21 protein-coding genes are annotated in these 20,078 nt (G+C 71.3%); 9 read left to right on the top strand and 12 right to left on the bottom strand.

The genetic code is table 11. The annotated features are described in order from the left end of the window. Positions 1-9 precede the first annotated feature (9 nt). The 4 genes from ABGA98_RS26580 to ABGA98_RS26565 form a co-directional block, all read right to left on the bottom strand. Complete coding sequence (locus tag ABGA98_RS26580) at positions 10-828, bottom strand: carbohydrate ABC transporter permease (protein WP_347621121.1); 819 nt, start codon at positions 826-828, stop codon at positions 10-12. Then, positions 825-1,739 (bottom strand): sugar ABC transporter permease, encoded by a 915-nt coding sequence (locus ABGA98_RS26575; RefSeq protein ID WP_347621120.1) that lies wholly within the window; start codon positions 1,737-1,739, stop codon positions 825-827. The genes ABGA98_RS26580 and ABGA98_RS26575 overlap by 4 nt, the downstream gene beginning before the upstream one ends. Continuing rightward, entirely contained in the window at positions 1,736-2,791 is a 1,056-nt protein-coding gene (locus tag ABGA98_RS26570) for a LacI family DNA-binding transcriptional regulator (RefSeq protein ID WP_347621119.1), read from the bottom strand. The genes ABGA98_RS26575 and ABGA98_RS26570 overlap by 4 nt, the downstream gene beginning before the upstream one ends. A 252-nt stretch (positions 2,792-3,043) precedes the next feature. Then, entirely contained in the window at positions 3,044-4,294 is a 1,251-nt protein-coding gene (locus ABGA98_RS26565; RefSeq protein ID WP_347621118.1) for an MFS transporter, read from the bottom strand. A 22-nt stretch (positions 4,295-4,316) separates the two neighbouring features. Between ABGA98_RS26565 and ABGA98_RS26560 the strand changes: the two genes are divergently transcribed. Both ABGA98_RS26560 and mihF read left to right on the top strand, forming a co-directional pair. Beyond that, positions 4,317-5,540, top strand: a complete 1,224-nt coding sequence (locus tag ABGA98_RS26560) for an ROK family protein (protein ID WP_347621117.1) — start codon at positions 4,317-4,319, stop codon at positions 5,538-5,540. Positions 5,541-6,177: 637 nt separating this feature from the next. Then, complete coding sequence (gene mihF, locus ABGA98_RS26555) at positions 6,178-6,483, top strand: integration host factor, actinobacterial type (RefSeq protein ID WP_043641121.1); 306 nt, start codon at positions 6,178-6,180, stop codon at positions 6,481-6,483. A 147-nt stretch (positions 6,484-6,630) separates the two neighbouring features. Here mihF and ABGA98_RS26550 read toward each other — a convergent pair whose 3' ends face one another. Both ABGA98_RS26550 and ABGA98_RS26545 read right to left on the bottom strand, forming a co-directional pair. Further along, positions 6,631-7,278: a response regulator transcription factor gene (locus tag ABGA98_RS26550; RefSeq protein ID WP_347621116.1), complete on the bottom strand. Its 648-nt coding sequence runs from the start codon at positions 7,276-7,278 to the stop codon at positions 6,631-6,633. Further along, positions 7,269-8,516, bottom strand: a complete 1,248-nt coding sequence (locus ABGA98_RS26545) for a sensor domain-containing protein (protein ID WP_347621115.1) — start codon at positions 8,514-8,516, stop codon at positions 7,269-7,271. The genes ABGA98_RS26550 and ABGA98_RS26545 overlap by 10 nt, the downstream gene beginning before the upstream one ends. Before the next feature lie 184 nt (positions 8,517-8,700). Here ABGA98_RS26545 and ABGA98_RS26540 point away from each other — a divergent pair, with 184 nt between their 5' ends. The 5 genes from ABGA98_RS26540 to ABGA98_RS26520 all read left to right on the top strand — a co-directional run bounded on the left by ABGA98_RS26540 (position 8,701) and on the right by ABGA98_RS26520 (position 14,352). Next, positions 8,701-9,978 carry an acyltransferase gene (locus ABGA98_RS26540; RefSeq protein ID WP_347621114.1) on the top strand — a complete coding sequence of 426 codons (1,278 nt, stop codon included), beginning with the start codon at positions 8,701-8,703 and terminating at the stop codon, positions 9,976-9,978. Next, positions 9,975-10,145, top strand: coding sequence for a hypothetical protein (locus tag ABGA98_RS26535; RefSeq protein WP_347621113.1), 171 nt, complete (start codon positions 9,975-9,977; stop codon positions 10,143-10,145). Before ABGA98_RS26540 ends, ABGA98_RS26535 begins: the two co-directional genes overlap by 4 nt. A 47-nt stretch (positions 10,146-10,192) precedes the next feature. Further along, the gene (locus ABGA98_RS26530) at positions 10,193-12,700 is read left to right on the top strand and encodes a DUF3516 domain-containing protein (protein WP_347621300.1); all 2,508 of its coding nucleotides are present in this window, start codon (positions 10,193-10,195) and stop codon (positions 12,698-12,700) included. 188 nt (positions 12,701-12,888) lie between these two features. Further along, positions 12,889-13,089, top strand: a complete 201-nt coding sequence (locus ABGA98_RS26525; protein ID WP_347621112.1) for a hypothetical protein — start codon at positions 12,889-12,891, stop codon at positions 13,087-13,089. A 24-nt stretch (positions 13,090-13,113) separates the two neighbouring features. Beyond that, positions 13,114-14,352, top strand: a complete 1,239-nt coding sequence (locus ABGA98_RS26520) for an FAD-dependent oxidoreductase (protein WP_347621111.1) — start codon at positions 13,114-13,116, stop codon at positions 14,350-14,352. Positions 14,353-14,471: 119 nt separating this feature from the next. Here the strand turns inward: ABGA98_RS26520 and ABGA98_RS26515 are convergent, their stop codons facing one another. The 4 genes from ABGA98_RS26515 to ABGA98_RS26500 all read right to left on the bottom strand — a co-directional run bounded on the left by ABGA98_RS26515 (position 14,472) and on the right by ABGA98_RS26500 (position 16,702). Beyond that, positions 14,472-14,699, bottom strand: coding sequence for a hypothetical protein (locus tag ABGA98_RS26515; RefSeq protein ID WP_347621110.1), 228 nt, complete (start codon positions 14,697-14,699; stop codon positions 14,472-14,474). 54 nt (positions 14,700-14,753) lie between these two features. After that, positions 14,754-14,885, bottom strand: coding sequence for a hypothetical protein (locus ABGA98_RS26510; protein ID WP_347621109.1), 132 nt, complete (start codon positions 14,883-14,885; stop codon positions 14,754-14,756). A gap of 5 nt (positions 14,886-14,890) precedes the next feature. After that, positions 14,891-15,430, bottom strand: a complete 540-nt coding sequence (locus tag ABGA98_RS26505) for an iron-containing redox enzyme family protein (protein WP_347621299.1) — start codon at positions 15,428-15,430, stop codon at positions 14,891-14,893. Between the two features lie 378 nt (positions 15,431-15,808). Then, a complete protein-coding gene (locus tag ABGA98_RS26500) occupies positions 15,809-16,702 on the bottom strand; it encodes a helix-turn-helix domain-containing protein (RefSeq protein WP_347621108.1) in 894 nt (297 codons plus the stop codon). A 41-nt stretch (positions 16,703-16,743) separates the two neighbouring features. Between ABGA98_RS26500 and ABGA98_RS26495 the strand changes: the two genes are divergently transcribed. Next, positions 16,744-17,523 (top strand): phytanoyl-CoA dioxygenase family protein, encoded by a 780-nt coding sequence (locus ABGA98_RS26495; protein ID WP_347621107.1) that lies wholly within the window; start codon positions 16,744-16,746, stop codon positions 17,521-17,523. A gap of 5 nt (positions 17,524-17,528) precedes the next feature. Here ABGA98_RS26495 and dusB read toward each other — a convergent pair whose 3' ends face one another. Together dusB and ABGA98_RS26485 are read right to left on the bottom strand one after the other, a co-directional pair. Continuing rightward, the gene (gene dusB / locus ABGA98_RS26490) at positions 17,529-18,632 is read right to left on the bottom strand and encodes a tRNA dihydrouridine synthase DusB (RefSeq protein ID WP_347621298.1); all 1,104 of its coding nucleotides are present in this window, start codon (positions 18,630-18,632) and stop codon (positions 17,529-17,531) included. A gap of 119 nt (positions 18,633-18,751) precedes the next feature. Next, positions 18,752-19,162, bottom strand: coding sequence for a hypothetical protein (locus ABGA98_RS26485; protein ID WP_347621106.1), 411 nt, complete (start codon positions 19,160-19,162; stop codon positions 18,752-18,754). 240 nt (positions 19,163-19,402) lie between these two features. Between ABGA98_RS26485 and ABGA98_RS26480 the strand changes: the two genes are divergently transcribed. Then, a complete protein-coding gene (locus ABGA98_RS26480) occupies positions 19,403-20,077 on the top strand; it encodes an ACT domain-containing protein (RefSeq protein ID WP_347621105.1) in 675 nt (224 codons plus the stop codon). Position 20,078: the final 1 nt, after the last annotated feature.

Below are 20,078 nucleotides of genomic sequence, written 5' to 3'. Positions count from 1 at the left end.
ATGAGCCTCCTAGCCCTTGACGGCGCCGGCCATCAGGCCGGACTTCAGGCGCCGCTGGATGATTGCGAAGAAGATCAGGCTCGGGATCGTCGCCATGAGCGACGCCGCGGCCAGCGGGCCGAGCCTGGCCACCCCCTCGGGGCCGGTGAACCTCACCAGCGTCAGAGGGAGCGTCATGACATCGGGGTTCTGCAGGATCACGAGCGCGAACATGAACTCGTTCCACGACGAGATGAACGCGAACAGCAGCGTGGCCACCACGCCCGGCGCGAGCAGCGGCGCCACGACGGTGGCGATCGAGCGCAGCCGGGTGGCGCCGTCCACGGCCGCCGCCTCCTCCAGTTCGGGCGGCACCGCGCGCACGTACCCCTGCAACATCCACAACGCGAACGGCAGCGTGAACGTCACGTGCACGGCCACCAGCCCCGGCAGCGTGTTCACCAGGTCCATCTCGCGCAGGATCACGAAGAGGGGGATGATGATCAGGATGAACGGGAACACCTGGCTGACCAGCACCCACCCGAGCGCGACCCGGTTGAGCAGGCTGCGGTAGCGGGCCATGGCGTAGGAGGCGGGCAGCGCGATCAGCACCGTGATCACGCTGCTGAACAGCGCCACGATCAGGCTGCGCACCGCCGCGCCCACCAGGTCCTGCTCGCCGAACGCGTCGGTGAAGTTGGCCAGCGTCGGCTCGCGCGGGAGCCACGTCGGCTCGGTCAGCGCCATCTCCTGCGGCGTCTTCAGCGCCGTCGACAGCAGCCAGAGCAGCGGGAAGGCCAGGAAGACGATGTACGCGACCAGCGCGGCGTACTGCGGTAGGCGTCTCATCGGTTCTCCCTCATCTGCCGCCACAGGTACAACCCGAGCACCGCGAGCACGACGATCGCCATGGCGAGGCCGAGCATCGAGGCGTAGCCCGCGAACCGGTAGCGGAACGCCTCCTCGTAGGCGAACAACATCGGCAGCCGCGTCTGCCCGCCGGGCCCGCCCTGCGTCAGCACGTAGACCAGGCCGAACTGGTTGATGTTCCACACGAAGTCGAGCGAGGTGATCGCCACGATCACGGGCCGCAGCTGCGGCAGCGTGATGCTCCAGAAGCGCCGCCAGCGGCCCGCACCGTCCATCTCGCCGGCCTCGTAGAGCTCCTTGGGCACGTTCTGCAGGCCCGCCAGGAGCACGACCGTGGTCTGCGGCATGCCGGTCCACACGCCGACCACGATGATCGCGGGCAGCGCGAGCGAGAAGTCGGCCAGCCAGTTGACGTCCGTGCCGAGCAGGTCGTTCAGTATGCCCGCGTCCGGGTGGTAGACGAGCTTCCACATCAGGCCGATGACCACGGGCGGCATCGCCCACGGCACCACCGCGAGCACGCGGGCCACGCCCCGGAAACGCAGGTTCTGGTTGAGCAGCACGGCCAGGCCGAGCGCGGCCAGGAACTGCAGCACGGTCACGGAGACCGCCCAGACGGCGCCGATCCTGAACGACGCCCAGAAGTCGCCGTCGGCCAGCAGGTCGGTGAAGTTCTCCAGGCCGACGAAGCTCGTCTCGTGGACCCGCGTGTTGCGGGCGTCGGTGAAGGCCAGGCCGATGCCGTACAGCAGCGGGCCGACGCTGAACAGCAGCACCGGCACCAGCGCGGGCAACATCAGCAGCCACATCTCGCGCGTCTGGCGCGACATGCGGCGGCGCTTGGCGCGCGGCCTCCGCGGCGGCGCCGGTCTCGTCACGGTCGCCGTCACGCGCCGCCCTCCTTCCTCTCGGTACGTCCCGCGTCGTCGTGCGCGGCGCCCGCGCCCGCCGTGCTGGCGCGGATGACGAGCCGGGGCGGCACGGTGACCACCCGCGGCTCGCGGTCGCCGCCCTGCAGCCGGTCGAGCAGCAGCTCGGCGGCGGCCTTGCCGCGCTCGGCCGACCCGAGCGAGACGCTGGTCAGCGCCGGCCACGAGGCCGCCGCCAGGTCGGTGTCGTCCATGCCGACCACCGCCACGTCGGCGGGCACCCGCCTACCCGCCGCGCGCAGCACGTCGAGCGCGCCGAGCGCGATCAGGTCGTTGGCGCACATCAGCGCGTCCACGTCGGGAACCCTGTCGAGCAGCTCCGCCACCGCGCGGCCCCCTTCCGCGCGGTAGAAGTCGCCGATCCGCACGAGGTCCTCGTCGTAGGGCAGGCCGAGGTCGGCGAGCGCCTCGCGGTACGCGGCGCCGCGGGCCGCGCCCGGCACGGTGTCGAGCGGGCCGTTGATCATGCCGATCCTGCGGCGGCCGAGCGCGTAGAGGTGGTCGATCGCCAGCCGCACGCCGGTGCGGGAGTCGGCGCGCACGTTGTCGGCCCGCGTGCCCTCGGGCACCGAACCGATGATCACGACGGGTGCCCTGGCCGCGGCCAGCATCTCGAGGTGCTGCTCGGTGACCCGCAGCGGGCTCATGATCAGGCCGTCCACGTAACGTTCGCCGAGGCTGTGCAGCACGTCGATCTCGTCGGCCACGACGGCGTCGGTGGAGTGCAGCACGAGCCGGTAGCCCGCCGCCTTCAGCACCGGCTGGATCTCGCGGAGCATGGCCAGGTAGGCGGGGTTGCCCACGTCGGCCATGGCGAAGGCCACCTGGTGGGTGCGGCGCGACTTGAGCGATCTGGCCACGGCGTTGCGCACGTAGCCGAGCTCGTCGGCGGCGGCCATCACCTTGCGCACGGTCTCCTGCCTGGTCGGCAGGCCGTTGAGAACCCGCGAGACCGAGGCGATCGAGACGCCGGCGCGCTCGGCGATCGTGTTGATCGTGGGTCCGTCGGCCACGGTTGTCCTTCCCGGTGGTGTAAACGTTTACGATCTGATTGCTGTAAACGTTTACCGCGTGCGCCACATGAAACCGGCACGCAACCCGCAGGTCAAGTCACGATCGCATAACACCAGGTCAGCCGCCATCCTGGCAAATCCGCGACCATCGGGGCGCCAAGCCCGGGCGCGCCCCGGCAGCACGCCGGACGAGCGACGGACGAGCGACGGATGAGGCCGGCAGAGACGGAGAGGACGGGGCGCCGCGCGAGGTCAGTCCCGGGCGGGTGCGGGTTCGGGCCCGCGCGCGACGACCCCTTCCCCGCGGGACTCCACGCCGGAGACCCTGAGCAGCGAACGGATCGCGGGCGCGCCGGTGAGCGCCACCACGGCGGCCAGGACCGTCGGGATGACGAGCGCGACCGGCAGCGAGGACGCCTCCGCCACGTAGCCGAGCACGGCGGGCCCCAGCAGCAGTCCGCTGTAGCCGAACGCGGTCACCATGGCCAGCGCCCGCCCCACCCGGTCGCCGACCGCTCCGACCGCGCTGAACAGCACCGGCACCACCGTGGCCAGCCCCACCCCGGCCAGCGCCCAGCCGGTCCACGCGCAGACCACCTGGAGCGGCTCGCCGACGGCGGGCGAGAGGAGGATCAGCACGTAGCCGATGGTGGCGAAGAGCCCGGCGAACTGGATGGTGCGCACGGAGCCGAGCCTGGCCCTGATCGGGTCGCCCAGCAGCCGGACGGTCGTCATGGCCACGGAGAAGACCGTGTACGCCAGCGGCGCCATGGCGGGGTCGGTCTCCAGCACCGTACGGGCGTGCAGCGCGGCCCAGTCGATGGCCGCGCCCTCGCTCAGGTGCCCGGCGAAGGCCGCCAGCCCGAGCAGCGCGATGAGTCCCCACTTCAGCCCGGCGCCCTTCTGGGCCCCCGGCTCCGGCGAGGCGTGCTCGGGCTGGTCGGGCAGCAGCAACCGGGCCGCGGGCACGTACAGGAACGGCACGACCAGGGCCGCCGCGACCAGCAGCCACTGGGCGTCGAGCCCGGCCTGCAGGACGAGCGCGGTGAGCCCGCCCCCGGCGGCGCCGCCGAGGCTCCACGTGCCGTGGAAGGCCGAGATGATCGGCCGGCCGTAGCGGCGTTCGACTTCGACGGAGTGGGCGTTCATGGAGACCTCGGTCACCCCGAGCCCGATGCCGAACACGATCGCCAGCACCACGAGGGCCTCGTACGAGGGCGCCAGCGCCGGGCCGAGCAGGACCAGCGCCGAGAACGGCCCGGCGAACCAGCACACCCGCCTGCTGGACCACCGGTCCACCAGGGATCCCGCCACCAGCATCGACACCAGCGCGCCGCCGGAGATCAGCAGCAGGATGCCGCCCAGCCGGGCGAAACCGAGGTCGAGCCGGTCGTTCAGGGACGGCAGCCCGGCCGCCCAGAGACCCATCACAAAACCGCAGAGGATGAAAAATCCGAAAACTCCGGCACGAGCGCGTCTGGCTTCAATGAGGCTTTTGTTCACGCCTAGAGCATAAACTGTGTTCGTGAATGGAGCCACGACGAGCGGCGAACTTCGTGCGCACAACCGCGTGCGACTGCTTCGCGCCGTACACGACTGCGGGGCCACCAGCACCCGATCACGCCTGACCCGTGACGTGGGGCTGGCGAGGGGGACGGCCTCGGTGCTCGTCGCCGGGCTGGCCGAGGACGAGCTGCTGCACGAGGAGCCGGCCCCCGAGCACGCGCGGGGACGGCCGACCCAGGTGCCCGGCCCTCATCCGCGCGGGCCGCTGGCGCTGGCGGCGGACGTGCGCGAGGACGCGTGGGAGCTGGCGGCGTGCGAGCTGGGCGGCCGGGTCACCGTCCTGGACCTGCGCCCGCACGACGGCACGCCGGAGGGCGCTCTCGTTCCGCTGGGCGAGGCCGTCGCCGCCCACACCTCCCGGCTCGGCCACCGGGTCGTCGGCGTCGGCGTCGCCCTGGCGGGGCCGGTGCGGTTCGGCGGACTGGTGGACATCGCCCACCTCGGATGGCGCTCGGTGAACGTCCCCGCTCTCCTTGGACTGTCCCGCTCCCCCGGCGACGCCCCGCGGGCGAGCGCGGGCGAGGTGATGGTCGGGAACGACACCGCCTTCGCGGCGCTGGCGGAGGCGCGGCGCGGCCGGTTGCGAGGGGTGCGGGTGGGGCTGCACCTGCATGTGGACTTCGACCTGGGCGGCGTGCTGGTCGTCGAGGGGCGCCCGCTGGGCGGGGCGAGCGGCACCGGCGCCGAGTTCGGGCACATGCCGCTGGACGGCGGCGACCGGCCCTGCATGTGCGGGGCGATCGGCTGCTGGGGCATGGACGTCGGCGCGAACGCGCTGCTGCGCCACGTCGGCCTGGAGCACGGCGGCGGCCGGGGACGCGAGCAGGCCGAACGCGTGCTGGCCACGAGCGAGGAGGCGGTGGCGGCCGGCGCCGCCGCGCTCGGCCGCGGGATCGCCGCCCTGGTGAACGCCCACGATCCGGAGGTGGTGACCCTGTCGGGCCACGGCGTGGAGCTGGCGGAACGCGCGGGCGGGACGCTGCTGCGGGCCTGCGAGCCGCGCCTCATGGCGATCCGCCGCGACCCCCCGCCCAGGATCGAGGGGTCGGCTCTGGGCTGGCGCGGGGCGCTGCTGGGCGCCATGGAGTCGGTCTTCGACGCTTTCCTGACTCCCGAAGGGCTCGAAAGGTGGCGGGAAACCACCCTGACCAGGGTCGCGACACGCCCGAAAGGCGAAATGTGACGCATTCCACCCCTCAGGGAGACAAGCCGCCATAGCACCCCCACATCCGAACACGTTTGCGATCTTGTACGGCCCCCGCCGGCGAGCGGTACGGCTGCGAGCATCCGCCGAGCCGGACCCCCGTGATCCGGGCGGCGGAACGCGTGAACCTGGAGCTCGCGCCCCCATGACGGAGGCGGCCGCGACGCGGGCGTTCCGGGCGTGCGCGGCCATCCCAGGAGCGCTCGCAGACACAGGGGATGTCAGGCGTTTTCCCAGCGTATGGAGGGTGCGGAGGTGCGCTCGCGCCGGGCAGGGCGGGCACCTCCGCCGGCCCGCGCGTGACGACCGCGGACCCGGCGAGGCCGGCGGCTCGCGGCACCACGCTCGCGGGGCCGGCCGGGGCCCGGTCCGGCCGCCGCTGAGGCGGCACCCGCTCCATGAGGGCTACGGTGCGGGAGAACGCGTGGTCGGCGGCATGAGAGCCGGCGAAGGCCCGGTCACGCGGCACCCGGCGTGCGCGGAAGCGGCCGCGACGGGGTGGCCGAACGTTGAGCCGGGCGCTTTCCGCAACACGAACCGCTGGTATCCGCCATGATTAGCCACTGCACCACGGGTAACAGAACCCGAACGTAAACTCCCCGAGGAGAGAACAGAGATGGCACTTCCCACCCTCACCCCCGAGCAGCGTCAAGCGGCTCTGGCCAAGGCGGCCGAGGCGCGTGCCGCACGCACCGCCCTGCTGGCCAAGGTCAAGGCCGGTGAGCTGACGTTCGCCCAGCTGCTCGAGCGCGACGACGACATCGCGAAGAAGATCAAGGTGTCCCAGGCGCTGCGCGCCGTCAAGGGCGTGGGTCCGGCCAAGGCCACCGCGCTGATGGAGGAGGCGGGCGTCGACGAGAAGCGCCGCCTCGGCGGCCTGGGCGCCCAGCAGCGTAAGAAGCTGGTCGACGCGCTCGGCTGACCCCGAGCGGCCAGGTCCGCGCGCAGCGCCGCGCGGACCGGCCAGCCACCCCTCAGCGCGGCCGAGGAGGGACCGGAGAGCGGAGCCGCCCCCGCTCGCCGGCGGGCCGGGGCCGAGGGTGCGGGCGAACCGACAACGACATAAGGGTCAGGACCGCAGGTAGGTCAGCACAGCGAGCACCCGGCGATGCTGGTCGCTGTCCTCCGCGTAGAGGCCGAGCTTGCTGAAGATGCTCCTGATGTGCTTCTCCACGGCCCCGTCACTGATCACGAGCTGCCGCCCGATGGCCGGATTCGACTTCCCCTCGGCCATCAGCCCGAGCACCTCACGCTCACGCGGCGTGAGCTGCGCCAGCGGATCGTCCTTGCGCCTGCGTACCATCAGCTGGGACACCACCTGCGGATCGAACACGGTGCCGCCGGCGGCCACCCGCCGCAGACCCTCGAGAAACTCGTCGACGTCGACGACGCGGTCCTTCAGCAGGTAGCCCACCGCGCCCCGGGCGTCGGCCAGCAGGTCGTCGGCGTAGGAGACCTCGACATACTGCGACAGGATGAGCACGGGCGCGCCCGGCACCCTGCGCCGCGCCTCGACGGCCGCCCTGAGCCCCTCGTCGGTGAACGACGGCGGCATGCGCACGTCGACCACCGACACGTCGGGCTTGTGCCCGGCGACGGCCTCGACGAGGCCGGGGCCGTCGCCGACGGCCGCCACCACCTCGCAGCCGAACTCTTCGAGCAGCCTGACCAGGCCCTCCCTGATCAGGACCGCGTCATCGGCCACGACTACCCGCACGGCACCTCCGCCACGATCGTTGTCGGCCCGCCGTCAGGTGACTGGATCGTCAGCTCCCCGTCGACGGCGCGGAGCCGGTCGGCCAGCCCGGCGAGACCGTGTCCCTTGGCGACGCTCGCGCCGCCGACACCATCATCCCCGATCGTGAGCATCAGGCCGTCACCGATGCGGACGAGCTGGACCGTGCAGACGGTGGCGCGGCTGTGCTTGGCCACGTTCGTGAGAGCCTCGGCGCAGACGAAGTAGACGGCGTTCTCGACCGACGCCTGATAGCGCTCGACCGTCTGCACGTCCAGGTCCACCGGGATCGTGCAGCGCCCGGCCAGGGCTGCGAGCGCGGGCGCGAGACCGCGGTCCGACAGGACGGGCGGGGCGATGCCGCGCGAGAGCGCGCGCAGCTCGTCGAGCGTCTCACGGGTGGCGCCGATCGCCGACGTGAGCGTGATCTGCGCCGCCTCGGGGTCCTTGGCCATCTGCCGCTGCGCCCTGGACAACTCCATGGCCAGCGAGACCAGCCGCTGCTGCGGGCCGTCGTGGATGTCGCGCTCCAGCTTGCGCAGCGCGTTGGCCTCGGCGGAGACGGCCGCGGCGCGCCCTTCGGCCAGGTCGTCGATGCGCTCGTGCAGCTCGGCCACGCCGGTCAGCAGCGCCCTGCCGAGCCCGGCCCGCAGCAGCGCGGCCACGCGCACCATGAACGGCATGAGCACCGCGAAGACCAGGCCGATGCCTACGTGGAAGACCGCGTTGACGGCGTAGCCGTCGCCGAGGCCGAGCAGCTCGGGCAGCTCCGTGTTGCCGGGGATCCGCATGGTGATGATGCCGTACAGCGGCCAGGTCAGCCCCGCCAGGGGGATCGCCCAGAAGACGACCGTCAGCACGAACGCCACGATGGCGAAGGGCAGGCTGACGATGCCGTGCAGCAGATCGAGCCAGGACTGCCCGCTGGTCAGCGGGTTGACCAGCCGGCGGAACCAGCCCGCGCCGTCCGGGGCCGGCGTGTAGCGGGGCCGCACCGGAGGGCGCTTGAGCACGTCGGACAGCCAGCCGCGCTCCGCGTCGGCGAAGCCCCGCGCCATCATCAGCGTGCCGGCCAGGAGCGGCACGCCGAGCCACACGACAAGGGTGCCCGTGCCGGCGGCGAAGCCGGCGACCATGAGCACGAAACCTATGACGGTCGTGGGGAAGCCCACCAGCGTGTAACGGGTGTCGAGAAGGACACGCCTCATCAGGGAGCGCATGGCCTCAACGGTATTTCGTCCCGTCGTCCCGGACGAGCGGGTGCACCGGTGTGCGGGGGTAGGGCCAGCCCTACCGGAGCCGGTGGTGCGATCTCGACCTCGACAGGGTGGGCGGCGGCAATGTGCGGGGGCGCCCGCGACGGAAGCCTTGAGTCATCCGTCCCCTGCGAATCGAGGCGCCCCCATGACCGTCCTGCTGGACCGCCCCACCGCCGCGGCCACGACCACAGGGCCGCGCCGCACGGCAGCCGTGCGCGCCGCGCGGGATCCGTTCATCGACCTGCTGCGCGTGTTCGGCATGGCGCTCATCGTCCTGCAGCACTGGACCATCCCGGTGTTGTCGTACGACGGGGTCCGGCTGACCACGGGCAACGCGCTGTCCACGCCCGGCGTGTGGGTGGTGACCTGGATCAGCCAGGTGATGCCGCTGGTGTTCTTCGCGGGCGGCGCCGCGAACGCGATCGGCTTCGGGCGGACCGGCGAGAGCGCGCCGCGGTGGCTGGCGGTGCGGCTGCGCCGGCTGGCCTGGCCGCTCCTGCCGCTCGCCGCGGTGTGGATCCCGCTGCCGCACATCCTGCTCACGCTGGGCGTGCCCGAGCAGCCGCTCGACGTGGGCGCGAAGCTGACCGGGCAGCTGCTGTGGTTCCTGGCCGTCTACCTGATCGCCGTCACGGCCACCCCGTACGCTCTGCGCCTGCACCAGAGGTACGGCCTGTGGGTCCCGGCCGGGCTGGCGGCCGGGGCGGTGCTGACCGACGTGGCACGCTTCTCCACCGGGGTCGAGGCCGTGGGCTACCTGAACATCGTGTTCGTCTGGCTGGCCGTGCACCAGCTCGGCTTCCGCTACGCCGAGGGACGGCTGCGCCACGCCTGGGCGCTGGCGGCGGGGGGCTTCGGGGCGGCGGCGCTGCTGGTGGCGTACGGCCCCTACCCGGGCAGCATGATCGGGCTGCCCGGCGCCGAGATGTCGAACATGGCCCCGCCCACCCTCGCCATGCTGGCCGTCTCCGCCGGGCAGATCGGGCTGGCCGTGCTGCTGCGGCCGTGGTTGCTGCGGCTGCGCACGGGCCGGCTGCTGGACTGGGCGGGGCCGCGGATCATGACGGTGTACCTGTGGCACATGCCGGCCCTGTTCGCCGTCGCCGGCGTCGTGGTGGTCCTGCTGGGCGTCGAGACGCCGGCGCCGGGCAGCGCGCTCTGGTTCGCCGGGTGGCCGCTCTGGTTCGGGCTGCTGTGCCTGGTGTTGTGGCCGCTGCTGAAGGGGTTCGCCCGGTTCGAGACGCCGCCCGCGCTGCCGTACGGCAAGGAGGGCTGGAGCACCGTGCTGGGGGCGACCGCGCTGGTCGGCGCGGGGGTGCTGACCCTCACCGTGGGCGGCTTCGCCCCCGGCGGCGGGCCGTTCCTCGCGGTGATCGCGCTGCTCGGCGGGCTGCTGATGACGGCGCCGCGCGCCGGGGCGTGAGGTCGGGGAAACACCGGCGTACCTCGCCCCGTACCTCGGGCGACCCGTCGTCGGCGCGGCTGCACGAGGCGTACGGCTTCGCCGGGGCCGGCCGGCTGAGGGCCGTGGGCTTCAAGCACGGGCGCTGGGTCGACACGGTCCTGTTCCAGCTCGACCTGGAGGTTTGACCTGATCGGGGCGAAGCCGGTTCGACCATCGGGCAAACTTCGGCAGGATAGAGGGTGTGAGCCTACTCGTTGACCGCCTGCCAGATGACATCGACGCCGATCCCGACGCCATCTTCGACGCTTTCGTCGCCTGGAACGCCGAGCGGGGGCTCACCCTCTATCCCGCCCAGGAGGAGGCGCTCATCGAGGTCGTCTCCGGCAGCAACCTGATCCTGGCCACGCCGACGGGCTCGGGCAAGTCGCTGGTGGCCGCCGGCGCCCACTTCGCCGCGCTGACGCGTGACGTGCGCACGTTCTACACCGCGCCGATCAAGGCGCTGGTGTCGGAGAAGTTCTTCGACCTGTGCGCCATCTTCGGCACCGAGAACGTCGGCATGATGACCGGCGACGCGAGCGTCAACGCGGGCGCGCCCATCATCTGCTGCACGGCCGAGATCCTGGCCAACGTGGCGCTGCGCGACGGGGCCGCGGCCGACATCGGCCAGGTCGTCATGGACGAGTTCCACTTCTACGCCGAGCCCGACCGCGGGTGGGCCTGGCAGGTGCCGCTGCTGGAGCTGCCCAACGTGCAGTTCATCCTGATGTCGGCGACGCTCGGCGACGTGTCGATGTTCGAGCGCGACCTGACCAGGCGCACCGGGCGGCCCACGTCCGTGGTCAAGCACTCGGAGCGGCCGGTGCCGCTCGTCTACTCCTACCGGATGACCCCGCTGCACGAGACGCTGGAGGAGATGCTCAGCACCGGCCAGGCGCCGGTCTACGTCGTGCACTTCACGCAGGCCGCGGCCATGGAACGCGCCCAGGCCCTGATGTCGATCAACATGGCGACGAAGGCCGAGAAGGAGGCCATCGCCGCGATGATCGGCGGTTTCCGGTTCACCACCCGGTTCGGGCGCGCCCTGTCGCGGCTGGTCCGCCACGGCATCGGCGTGCACCACGCCGGCATGTTGCCGAAATACCGGCGGCTGGTGGAGCGGCTCGCGCAGGCGGGGCTGCTGAAGGTCATCTGCGGCACCGACACGCTCGGCGTCGGCGTCAACGTGCCGATCAGGACGGTGTTGTTCACGGCGCTGTCGAAGTACGACGGCAACAAGGTGCGCCGGCTGCGCGCCCGCGAGTTCCACCAGATCGCCGGGCGGGCCGGCCGGGCGGGCTTCGACACGATCGGCTACGTCGCCTGCCAGGCTCCCGAGCACGACATCGAGAACGCCAAGGCGCTGGCCAAGATCGGCGACGACCCCAAGAGGCGGCGCGGCTATGCCCGCAAGAAGCCGCCGGAGGGCTTCGTGGGCTGGAGCGAGGACACGTTCGTCAAGCTCCAGGAGGCCGAGCCCGAGCCGCTCAACTCGCGGTTCAAGGTCAGCAACGCCATGCTGCTCGCGGTGATCAACCGGCCGGGCGACTGCTTCCAGGCGATGAAGCACCTGCTGACCGACAACCACGAGGACCGCAGGTGGCAGCGGCGGCACATCAGCCAGGCCATCGCGATCTACCGGTCGCTGCTGGCCGGCGGCATCGTGGAGCAGTTCGCCGAGCCCGACGAGCAGGGCAGGCGGGCCCGGCTCACGATCGAGCTGCAGGAGGACTTCGCGCTCAACCAGGCGCTGTCGACGTTCGCGCTGGCCGCGTTCGACCTGCTCGACCGCGAGTCGCCGGCCTACGCGCTCGACGTGGTGTCGATCGTGGAGTCGATCCTCGACGACCCGCGCCAGATCCTGTCCGCCCAGCTCAAGAAGGCCAGGGGCGAGGCCGTCGCGCAGATGAAGGCCGACGGCGTCGAATACGAGGAGCGGATGGAGCAGCTGGCCGAGGTCATGTATCCGATGCCGCTGGACGACCTGCTGCTCGGGGCGTACGAAACCTACCGGCGCGGGCATCCGTGGGTCGGCGACTACACCGTCAGCCCGAAGTCCGTGGTGCGCGACATGTACGAGCGGGCCATGACGTTCGCCGAGTACATCCAGTTCTACGAGCTGGCCCGGTCCGAGGGCACGGTGCTGCGCTACCTGGCCGACGCCTATCGCACGTTGTCGCGCACGGTCCCGGAGCATCTCAAGACCGACGACCTGGTCGACCTGATCGAGTGGCTCGGCGAGCTCGTCCGCCAGGTCGACTCGTCACTGATCGACGAGTGGGAGAAGCTGACCAACCCGGCCGAGGTGTTGGAGCAGAAGGACCAGCTGGAGGCCAAGGTGCGCCCGGTCACCGCCAACCCGCGGGCGTTCCGGGTGCTGGTGCGCAACGCCATGTTCCGGCTGGTCGAGCTCTGCGCCATCGAGAAGGAGGACGAGCTGGAGGAGCTCGCCCCCGACGTCGACTGGGGCGCGGCGCTGGACGCGTACTACGACGAGCACGAGGAGATCCTCACCGACGCCGACGCCCGGGGGCCCGCGCTGCTGCGGATCGAGGAGGAGAGCGGGTTGTGGAAGGTCCGCCAGACGGTCAGGGATCCGGCCGGCGACGGTGACTGGGGCATCGACGCCCAGGTCGACCTGGCCGCCTCCGACGAGGAGGGGCGGGCCGTGCTCCACGTGATCGGGCTCAACCGGCTCTGAGATCCCTGGAGAAGCGACAAGCCCTGTGCCGGAACGGACTGGCAAGGGCGCCCCGGCACAGGCCTGTCGATTAAGTGTCCGGCTCGGAGCGTTGAGGTCGTGTCATGACCATGTCTCAAGATCGAGACATTTCGTGACATATACGGTTACAAAGAGTCAAGAAAGCCTCGCGTCGATCATAGGACAATATGAGTGAGGTGAACGACCACGACCTCCGGCGCGTCCTCGGGCTGCTCTCCCAGGACGACACGCTGCGCGGCTTCTCCGCCCTGGTGCTCGGCCTTCCCGGCGACCCGTCCCCCAAGGCGCTGCAGAGGCTGGCCGCCACAGCGGGCCCTGATCGTGCAGACGATCAGAGCTTGCTTTCGCACCATTTCATTCTACGATGAATTGTGTGCACGGGAAGGAGAGTCGTGATCACCGAACGTACTGGTGTGCTGGTGTCCGGAGGCGGTCCGGCGGGCATCATGCTCGGCCTGCTCCTGGCCAGAGCGGGAATCCAGGTCACCGTGCTGGAGAAACATGGCGACTTCCTGCGCGACTTCCGGGGGGACACCGTCCATCCCTCGACCATCCGGATCATCGACGAGCTCGGCCTCGGAGAGGGCTTCCGCGCCCTGCCGCAGAGCCGTCTGAACAGGGTGGCGTTCCCCACCCCGGACGGAGGCCAGAGCCCGCTCGCCGAGTTCGGCCGGCTGCCCGGGCCGTACAACTACATCGCGCTGGTGCCCCAGTGGGACCTGCTCAACTTCCTCGCCAAGGCGGCAGGCGACGAGCCGGGGTTCGCCCTGCACATGAACACCGAGGCGACCGCACTGCTCAGGGAGGACGAGAAGGTCGTCGGCGTCAGCTATCGCACGGCGGCCGGCACCGAGGGAGAGATCCGCGCCGAGCTGACGGTGGCATGCGACGGCAGGCATTCCACGCTGCGGCGGGACGCGGGGCTGGTGCCCAAGGAGTTCCCCGTGCCGTTCGACGTCTGGTGGTTCCGCCTGCCCAAGTGGGAGAGCGAAGGGGGCGCGCCTGCCGGCATCCTGCCGGTCGCGCAGGGCAAGGAGATCCTGCTCTCGCTGAACCGCGAGGACTTCTACCAGGTAGCGTACTTCATCCCCAAGGGCGCGGACGCGCGGCTGCGGGCCAAGGGAATCGAGTGGTTTCGCGAGCGCGTCGCCCGCCTGCGTCCTGACTTCGCCGACCGGGTGGACCACCTGGAGAGCCTGGATCAGGTGTTCATGCTCGACGTGAAGCTGAACCGCCTCGACCGCTGGTACACCGACGGCCTGCTGCTCATCGGCGACGCCGCGCACGCCATGTCGCCGGCCGGCGGCGTGGGCATCAACCTCGCCGTCCAGGACGCGGTTGCCGCGGCCGCCGTCCTGGCCCGGCCGCTGCGGCGGCACACCGTCACCCGCGCCGGCCTGGCCGCCGTGCAGCGGCGCAGGCAGCGACCCACCGCGATCATGCAGGCGTTCCAGCGGGTGATCCAGCGGGCCGTCTTCGAGTCGGCGTTCGAGGGCAAGTTCGCGGGTCCCCCCAAAGCGCTGCTCTACCTCAGCCGGGTGGTACCAGGGTTCCGCGCACTACCGGCCCGGCTGGTGGGCTTCGGGCCCCGGCCGGAGCATGCTCCCGCCTTCGCCCGCCGACGTCCGTAGCCGAGGGCCTTCGGCCGCCGCGCGGACCTTGTCCGAGCGCAGCATAGCCGCGGTCCAGGCAACGGGTGCACCCCGGTCGTGACCCACGAGGACCGCCTTGCCGCGTGCATGCTCCTTCTTCAGCTGGGCGTACATGGCTTCCGGGTCAGCGGCCGACGAGTGCGGGGGCGGTCGTACGGCCGACGCGACACCCGCAACGGGGTGAAGTAGCTGGGCAGCTTGGATGACTTACGGCGGCGCAGCGGGTCGCGTACCACCCTGACGATCACCCCCACCGGGACGAACACGGCCACCCACGCCACGGCCAACAGCAGGCTCGTCGCGAAACCGCGGACTCTCACCAGCATGCCCCCTCCTCCTCGTCGTTGTCTCACCGGCCGGCTCAGTCGAGCGGGATCTCGTCACGGAAGTCGCCCTGCTCCGACCAGGCGGGCTGAGCGGCCTTCTCCAGCAGGAAGGGACCTGCCGCCGTCCACGAGCACGGCGGCGCTGTCGTGGTAGAAGGCCGAGATTCCGAGCACGAGATCAGGCATGGGGATCAGCTCCTCGTCAGGACGCGTGCACGGGCCGGGTTCGCGGGGACGCGCGTGCGCGGCGCCGCGTAGAGACCGGCTGCGAGGTTGCCGAGACGGTTGAGCGACCTGTAGCCGGCCCTGATCCGCTCCCAGGCGGCGGCCACCCCCTCCGGCCCGAGAACCTGCGGCAGGTCGGCCAGGTAGGTGTCGATCGCGTCGGCCGCCCAGGCCGAGTGGCCGGTCGCGACGTTGTCGATGGTGTTGTGCAGATCCACGAACAGGGTGCTGTAGCCGTAGAACTCGAGCGCGGCCCCGGCCCGGCGGTAGCCGCCCCCCACTCCGGACAGCTCCATGGCCAGGTTGAGCCCGAGGATCTCCGGCATGTACGTGCGGGGAAACCGGGAGATCGCCAGCCAGAAGACCGGCTTGGCGAACGACTCCTCCCTGAATCCCGGCCATTCCGCGTACTGCCGCGAGGAGGTCTGCGGCAGGTCGATCCCCATGTCGCGGAGCAGGCAACGGTAGATCGCCGGGTGGTTCAGGGAGATCTCACCGTTGCCCAGCTCGTCCCAGTATGTCTGGAACAGGAAGTGACCCGTGCACCTCGTCGAGCCAGCCGCGCAGGCCGTGCTCCGGTTCCCAGCGGCGGGGCAGCGGGCAGGCCCTGCGCAGCCGGTAGCGGGACCTGGCGAGCCACTGCTCGGCGTAGTCCCGGGCGAATCGGCGCAGCTCAGGAGTGTCCTGGCGGCTCAGCAGCGCGTGATAGGCGCCCCTCAGCCCTTCCGGCCGCCGTCCAGGACCCGCCGGTGCGACGGCGACGCAGCGGCCGGCCCTCCAGTTCGAAGCCCTGGTGGTAGACGGCCGCCTGGCCGGCCCTGTCCCGGATGAGCCGCCGATGGTCGCTGCTGGACCGGCAGCTCTACCTGCCCGAGCACACCCGGTCAGCCGCTGACGCCGCGCAGGCGGGCGCGATAGTCGCGGGGCGGCATCCCGTACTCCTTGCTGAAGGCCCTGCTGAAGTGGAAAGGGCTGACGAAACCGCAAGCCACCGCCACCTGGCCGACGTCCAGGTCGGTCACCTCCAGCAGGCTCGCGGCGTGGCCGGCCCGCGCCCGGCGTACCACCCGCATGGGGGTCTGACCGGTCTCCTCGGCGAACAGGTGGGCGAAGCGGGAGGGCGAGAGCGCCACGGCGCGGGCCAGCGAGGCCACCGAATGCGGGGCGCCGGGCTCGGCCGCGATGATCGCCAGGGCCCGGCGTACACGTTCGTCGCCCTCCTCGCCCGTCCGCGTGGTCTCAGGGCGCGCGGACGCGGTGGCCAGCACCAGCACCTCCTCGACGGCGCCGAGCACCAGTTCCCGCGCCGGCCCGCCCACGGCGAGCGCCGGAACCCGCGCCTCGACCGGCGCCACGCGCGCGAGCCCGGGCGCCCAGCGCGCGTCCTGGAGCGCCCGCTGGAACGCCAGATCGAGGCGCTCGTGCACGGCCGGCGGCACCCCGGCGACCAGGTGGCAGCCGTCGCCCTCGGCGTACGGCGCCAGCCACGCCGCCCAGCCCGGCCGCGGCTGGAAGTGCACCCACCAGAACCGCCATCGCTCCGCGCCCGCCCGCACCCGGTAGTGCTGCGCCACCCCCGAGCCCAGCACGGCCAGATCCCCCGCCCTCACCGCGAACGACGTGCCGCCCTGCTCGACGAGCCCCTCCCCCGCCTCGGTCCACAACAGCAGCCAGCTGGGCGACCCTGCCGGGCGGCGCGTCGCGTAGCCGGGCGCCTTGTCGTCGTGGCCCACGATCAACAGCTCGGCAGCAGGAACAGACAGGTCCTCAGCGGTCACAGGCATACCGTCGCACGAACGTGCTCTCTAGCGTGAGACCCATGAGGCTCAACGACTTCCACGACCGGGGATTCATGCTGGCGCCCGCCCTCCTGTCGCAGGAGGAGGTGGCCGAGCTGCGCGAGGAGTTCATGGCGCTGCACGCCAGGGGGCCGATCCCCGGGCACTTCGCCCCGCAGCCGCAGGAGCCCGGCCGGCCGTACGACATCCTGCGCGAGTATCCGCGCATCATGCACCCGCACCAGGTGAACGACGTGGCCCTGCGCTTCCTGCTCGACGCGCGCATCGCCGCGATACTCCGCGACCTCCTCGGCGAGGAGCCGATAGCAGCCCAGAGCATGTTCTACTTCAAGCCGCCGGGCGCCAGGGGGCAGGCCCTGCATCAGGACAACTTCTACCTCCGCGTCGAGCCGGGCACCTGCGTGGCCGCCTGGGTGGCGCTCGACCGGGTGGACCGGGCGAACGGCGGCCTGGAGGTGGTGCCTGGGACGCACCTGATGGACCTGTTCTGCCCGGAGGAGGCCGACCAGGGCACGTCGTTCACCAGGGAGTACGTGCCGCCGCCACCCGGCCTCGAACGGGTGCCCGTCGACATGGACCCCGGCGACGTGCTGTTCTTCAACGGCAGCCTGGTGCACGGCTCGGAGCCCAACACCACGAGCGACCGGTTCAGGCGCAGCTTCATCTGCCACTACACGGGCCGCTCGGCCGAGCGCATCGCGGAGTTCTACCCGACGCTCACGATGTCGGGCGAGCGTGTCCGGCTGGAGCCGGCCGTGGGCGGCGGCCCCTGCGGCACCGAGGTCACCGGCCCGCACTGAGCGCGTCAGCCGCCGGAGACGTCCGACTCGGCCGCCTCCGGCACCACGCAGTCCCACGGATCGTCCAGCCACCCGTCCGGCAGCAGCACCTTGGACCGCTCACCCGACTTGCCGCGCGGGGTGTCGGTGTTGGGCGGCCACGGCTGGTCGTGATCCAGCTTGGCCAGCCCTTCGCGCAGCCCGTCGAGCGATTCGGCCGTGGCCAGCTCACGCCGCAGCTCGCTCCCGACCGTGAACCCCTTCAGATACCACCCGACGTGCTTGCGGAAGTCGGCCACCGCATAGCGCTCGATGTCGAAGCACCCGGTCAGCCCCTCGGCGTGCCTGGCCATCGTCTCGGCCACCTCGCCGAGCACCGGCCTGGCCCGCTCGGGGCTGCCGTTGAACGCGTTCTCCAGGTCTTTGAACAACCACGGCCGGCCGAGGCACCCGCGCCCGACCACCACGCCGTCGCAGCCCGTGCGCGCCACCATCCGCAGCGCGTCGTCGGCCGACCAGATGTCGCCGTTGCCCAGGACGGGGATCTCCGGCACGGCCTCCTTGAGCCGCGCGATGGCCGCCCAGTCGGCCACGCCTCCGTAGTGCTGGCGGGCCGTGCGGGCGTGCAGGGCGATCGCCGCGACCCCCTCCTCGACCGCGATGCGCCCGGCGTCCAGATAGGTCAGGTGATCGTCGTCGATGCCCTTGCGCATCTTCATCGTCACGGGCAGCGGCCCGGCGTTCGCGACCGCCTCGCGCAGGATCCGCCGCAGCAGATGCCGTTTGTACGGCAACGCCGACCCGCCCCCGCGCCGGGTCACCTTGGGCACCGGGCAGCCGAAGTTGAGATCGACGTGGTCGGCGAGGTCTTCCTCGGCGACCATCCGGACCGCCCGGCCCACGATGGCGGGGTCGACGCCGTACAGCTGGATGCTCCTGGGCCGCTCGGACTCCGCGAACCGGATCATCCTGAACGTCTTGGGATTGCGCTCGACCAGCGCCCGCGTCGTGATCATCTCTGACACGAACAATCCCGCGCCCTGCTCCCGGCACAACACCCGGAACGGCGCGTTGGTGATGCCCGCCATGGGCGCGAGCACCACCGGCGGCCACACCTCGATCGGCCCCATCTTCACCGTCCCAGTTGTAGCGCAGGTCGGGCCGCGAGCGGTATTCGCCCATGGGTTCGTCCACCGCGGCGGCCCCCGCGGTGGACGAGTGCCGCGGCCTCAGCTCGTCCGGCGCCGCGTCAGCACTTCTTCGGGGACGTCACCTTGACGACGTTGCGGCCCAGCGTTTGGATCTTCTTGTCCCCCTTCGTCTTCGGATTCACGGTGAAGCACTTGCTCTTCACCGGCTCTGGGAGACCGGCGCCGTCGACCCACGTCTGGATGGTGCGCTTCTGGTTGCAGTGGTTGTTGAAGTAGATGGTCGTCGAGATGTTGCCGTCGGTTCCCCAGGAGACGCTGAGCTTCTTCCCCTTGGGCGTCTTGCAGTCGAACTTCTTCCTTTCGACGTCCTTGGTCCCCACGTCGGGAGTGACCACCGCTTCGTCGGTGACCGCCGTGCCGTCAGGGGTGGCCGCCGCGGCGCCGGCGGAGCCCAGCGTGAGCATGGCCGCGGTGATGACGCCGGTGGCTATTCCCGTGAGCATTCGCATGAATGTCCTTCCGTCCATGGACATGTCAGCCAGGAGCTGACTGTGCCTGTCCGAACGTCCTGCTGTGATGCGTCAGGACTTTCTATGAAGCGGGCTGTTTCCTCAGCGTTTCCGGTCGGACCAGCCGGCCATGCCGGTCACGTCATCGCCCGCCGGCCACCAGCGCGGCGTCGAAAGCCGGGACCGCCGCACCCTTCACCGGTAAACTGTGCACCGGCATCTTCATGCGAGGGGACACGGATGCTTCTTCGAGTGCGCCTGGTGCTGCCCGACCGGCCTGGCTCTCTGGCCCAGGTGACGAGGGTCCTGGGGGCGGCGGGGGCCGACATCACCCAGGTGACCGTGCTCGATCGGGGCGCCGGCCAGGCCGTCGACGACATCACGATCTTCAACCCGGCGGGCACGTCCAGGCAGGCGCTGGTCAAGAGCCTCGAAGGCGTCGAAGGCGTGACGGTCGAGGGCGTCTGGACCACCCGGGAGGCCCCGGGCACCTACCCGGAGCTGGAGATCCTCAAGTTCATCAGCACGGCGGGCGACCGGGCGCTGACCACGCTCGTCGACTCGCTCCCCGTGTTGTTCAGCGCCGACTGGGCCGCCACGATGACGGCCGAGCAGCGGGTGGTCTACGCGAGCTGGCGCGCCCCGCAGCGGCCGCCCGCCATCCCGGCCGACGTCCCGGCCCGCCCGGTCGCCCTGACCCTCGACGACGGCCTGCACGTCATCCATGCCCCGCTGCCGCCTCTGGCGCTGTCCCTGGTGCTGGCCCGCTCCGACGGCCCCTCGTTCCACCGCATCGAGGTGCACCGCCTGACGAGGATCCTGGAGATCTTCCTCAGCCTGCCCGCGACCGAACGCGGCATGGTCCGGCTGCTCCGCGACGAAGGACCGGAAGCATCCGGTCGAAAAACCCGCTAGA

This window comes from Nonomuraea sp. B1E8 (assembly GCF_039871515.1).
Taxonomy (GTDB): domain Bacteria; phylum Actinomycetota; class Actinomycetes; order Streptosporangiales; family Streptosporangiaceae; genus Nonomuraea.
This window is presented reverse-complemented; position numbering and strand designations above follow the sequence as displayed.

Excerpts from the sequence above, each read along its gene's own strand:
- ABGA98_RS26580 (WP_347621121.1), bottom strand. The coding sequence starts at position 828 with ATGAGACGCCTACCGCAGTACGCCGCGCTGGTCGCGTACATCGTCTTC.
- mihF (WP_043641121.1), top strand. The coding sequence starts at position 6,178 with ATGGCACTTCCCACCCTCACCCCCGAGCAGCGTCAAGCGGCTCTGGCC.
- ABGA98_RS26545 (WP_347621115.1), bottom strand. The coding sequence starts at position 8,516 with ATGCGCTCCCTGATGAGGCGTGTCCTTCTCGACACCCGTTACACGCTG.
- ABGA98_RS26540 (WP_347621114.1), top strand. The coding sequence starts at position 8,701 with ATGACCGTCCTGCTGGACCGCCCCACCGCCGCGGCCACGACCACAGGG.
- ABGA98_RS26525 (WP_347621112.1), top strand. The coding sequence starts at position 12,889 with ATGAGTGAGGTGAACGACCACGACCTCCGGCGCGTCCTCGGGCTGCTC.
- ABGA98_RS26515 (WP_347621110.1), bottom strand. The coding sequence starts at position 14,699 with ATGCTGGTGAGAGTCCGCGGTTTCGCGACGAGCCTGCTGTTGGCCGTG.
- ABGA98_RS26510 (WP_347621109.1), bottom strand. The coding sequence starts at position 14,885 with ATGCCTGATCTCGTGCTCGGAATCTCGGCCTTCTACCACGACAGCGCC.
- ABGA98_RS26495 (WP_347621107.1), top strand. The coding sequence starts at position 16,744 with ATGAGGCTCAACGACTTCCACGACCGGGGATTCATGCTGGCGCCCGCC.
- dusB (WP_347621298.1), bottom strand. The coding sequence starts at position 18,632 with ATGGGGCCGATCGAGGTGTGGCCGCCGGTGGTGCTCGCGCCCATGGCG.
- ABGA98_RS26485 (WP_347621106.1), bottom strand. The coding sequence starts at position 19,162 with ATGCGAATGCTCACGGGAATAGCCACCGGCGTCATCACCGCGGCCATG.
- ABGA98_RS26480 (WP_347621105.1), top strand. The coding sequence starts at position 19,403 with ATGCTTCTTCGAGTGCGCCTGGTGCTGCCCGACCGGCCTGGCTCTCTG.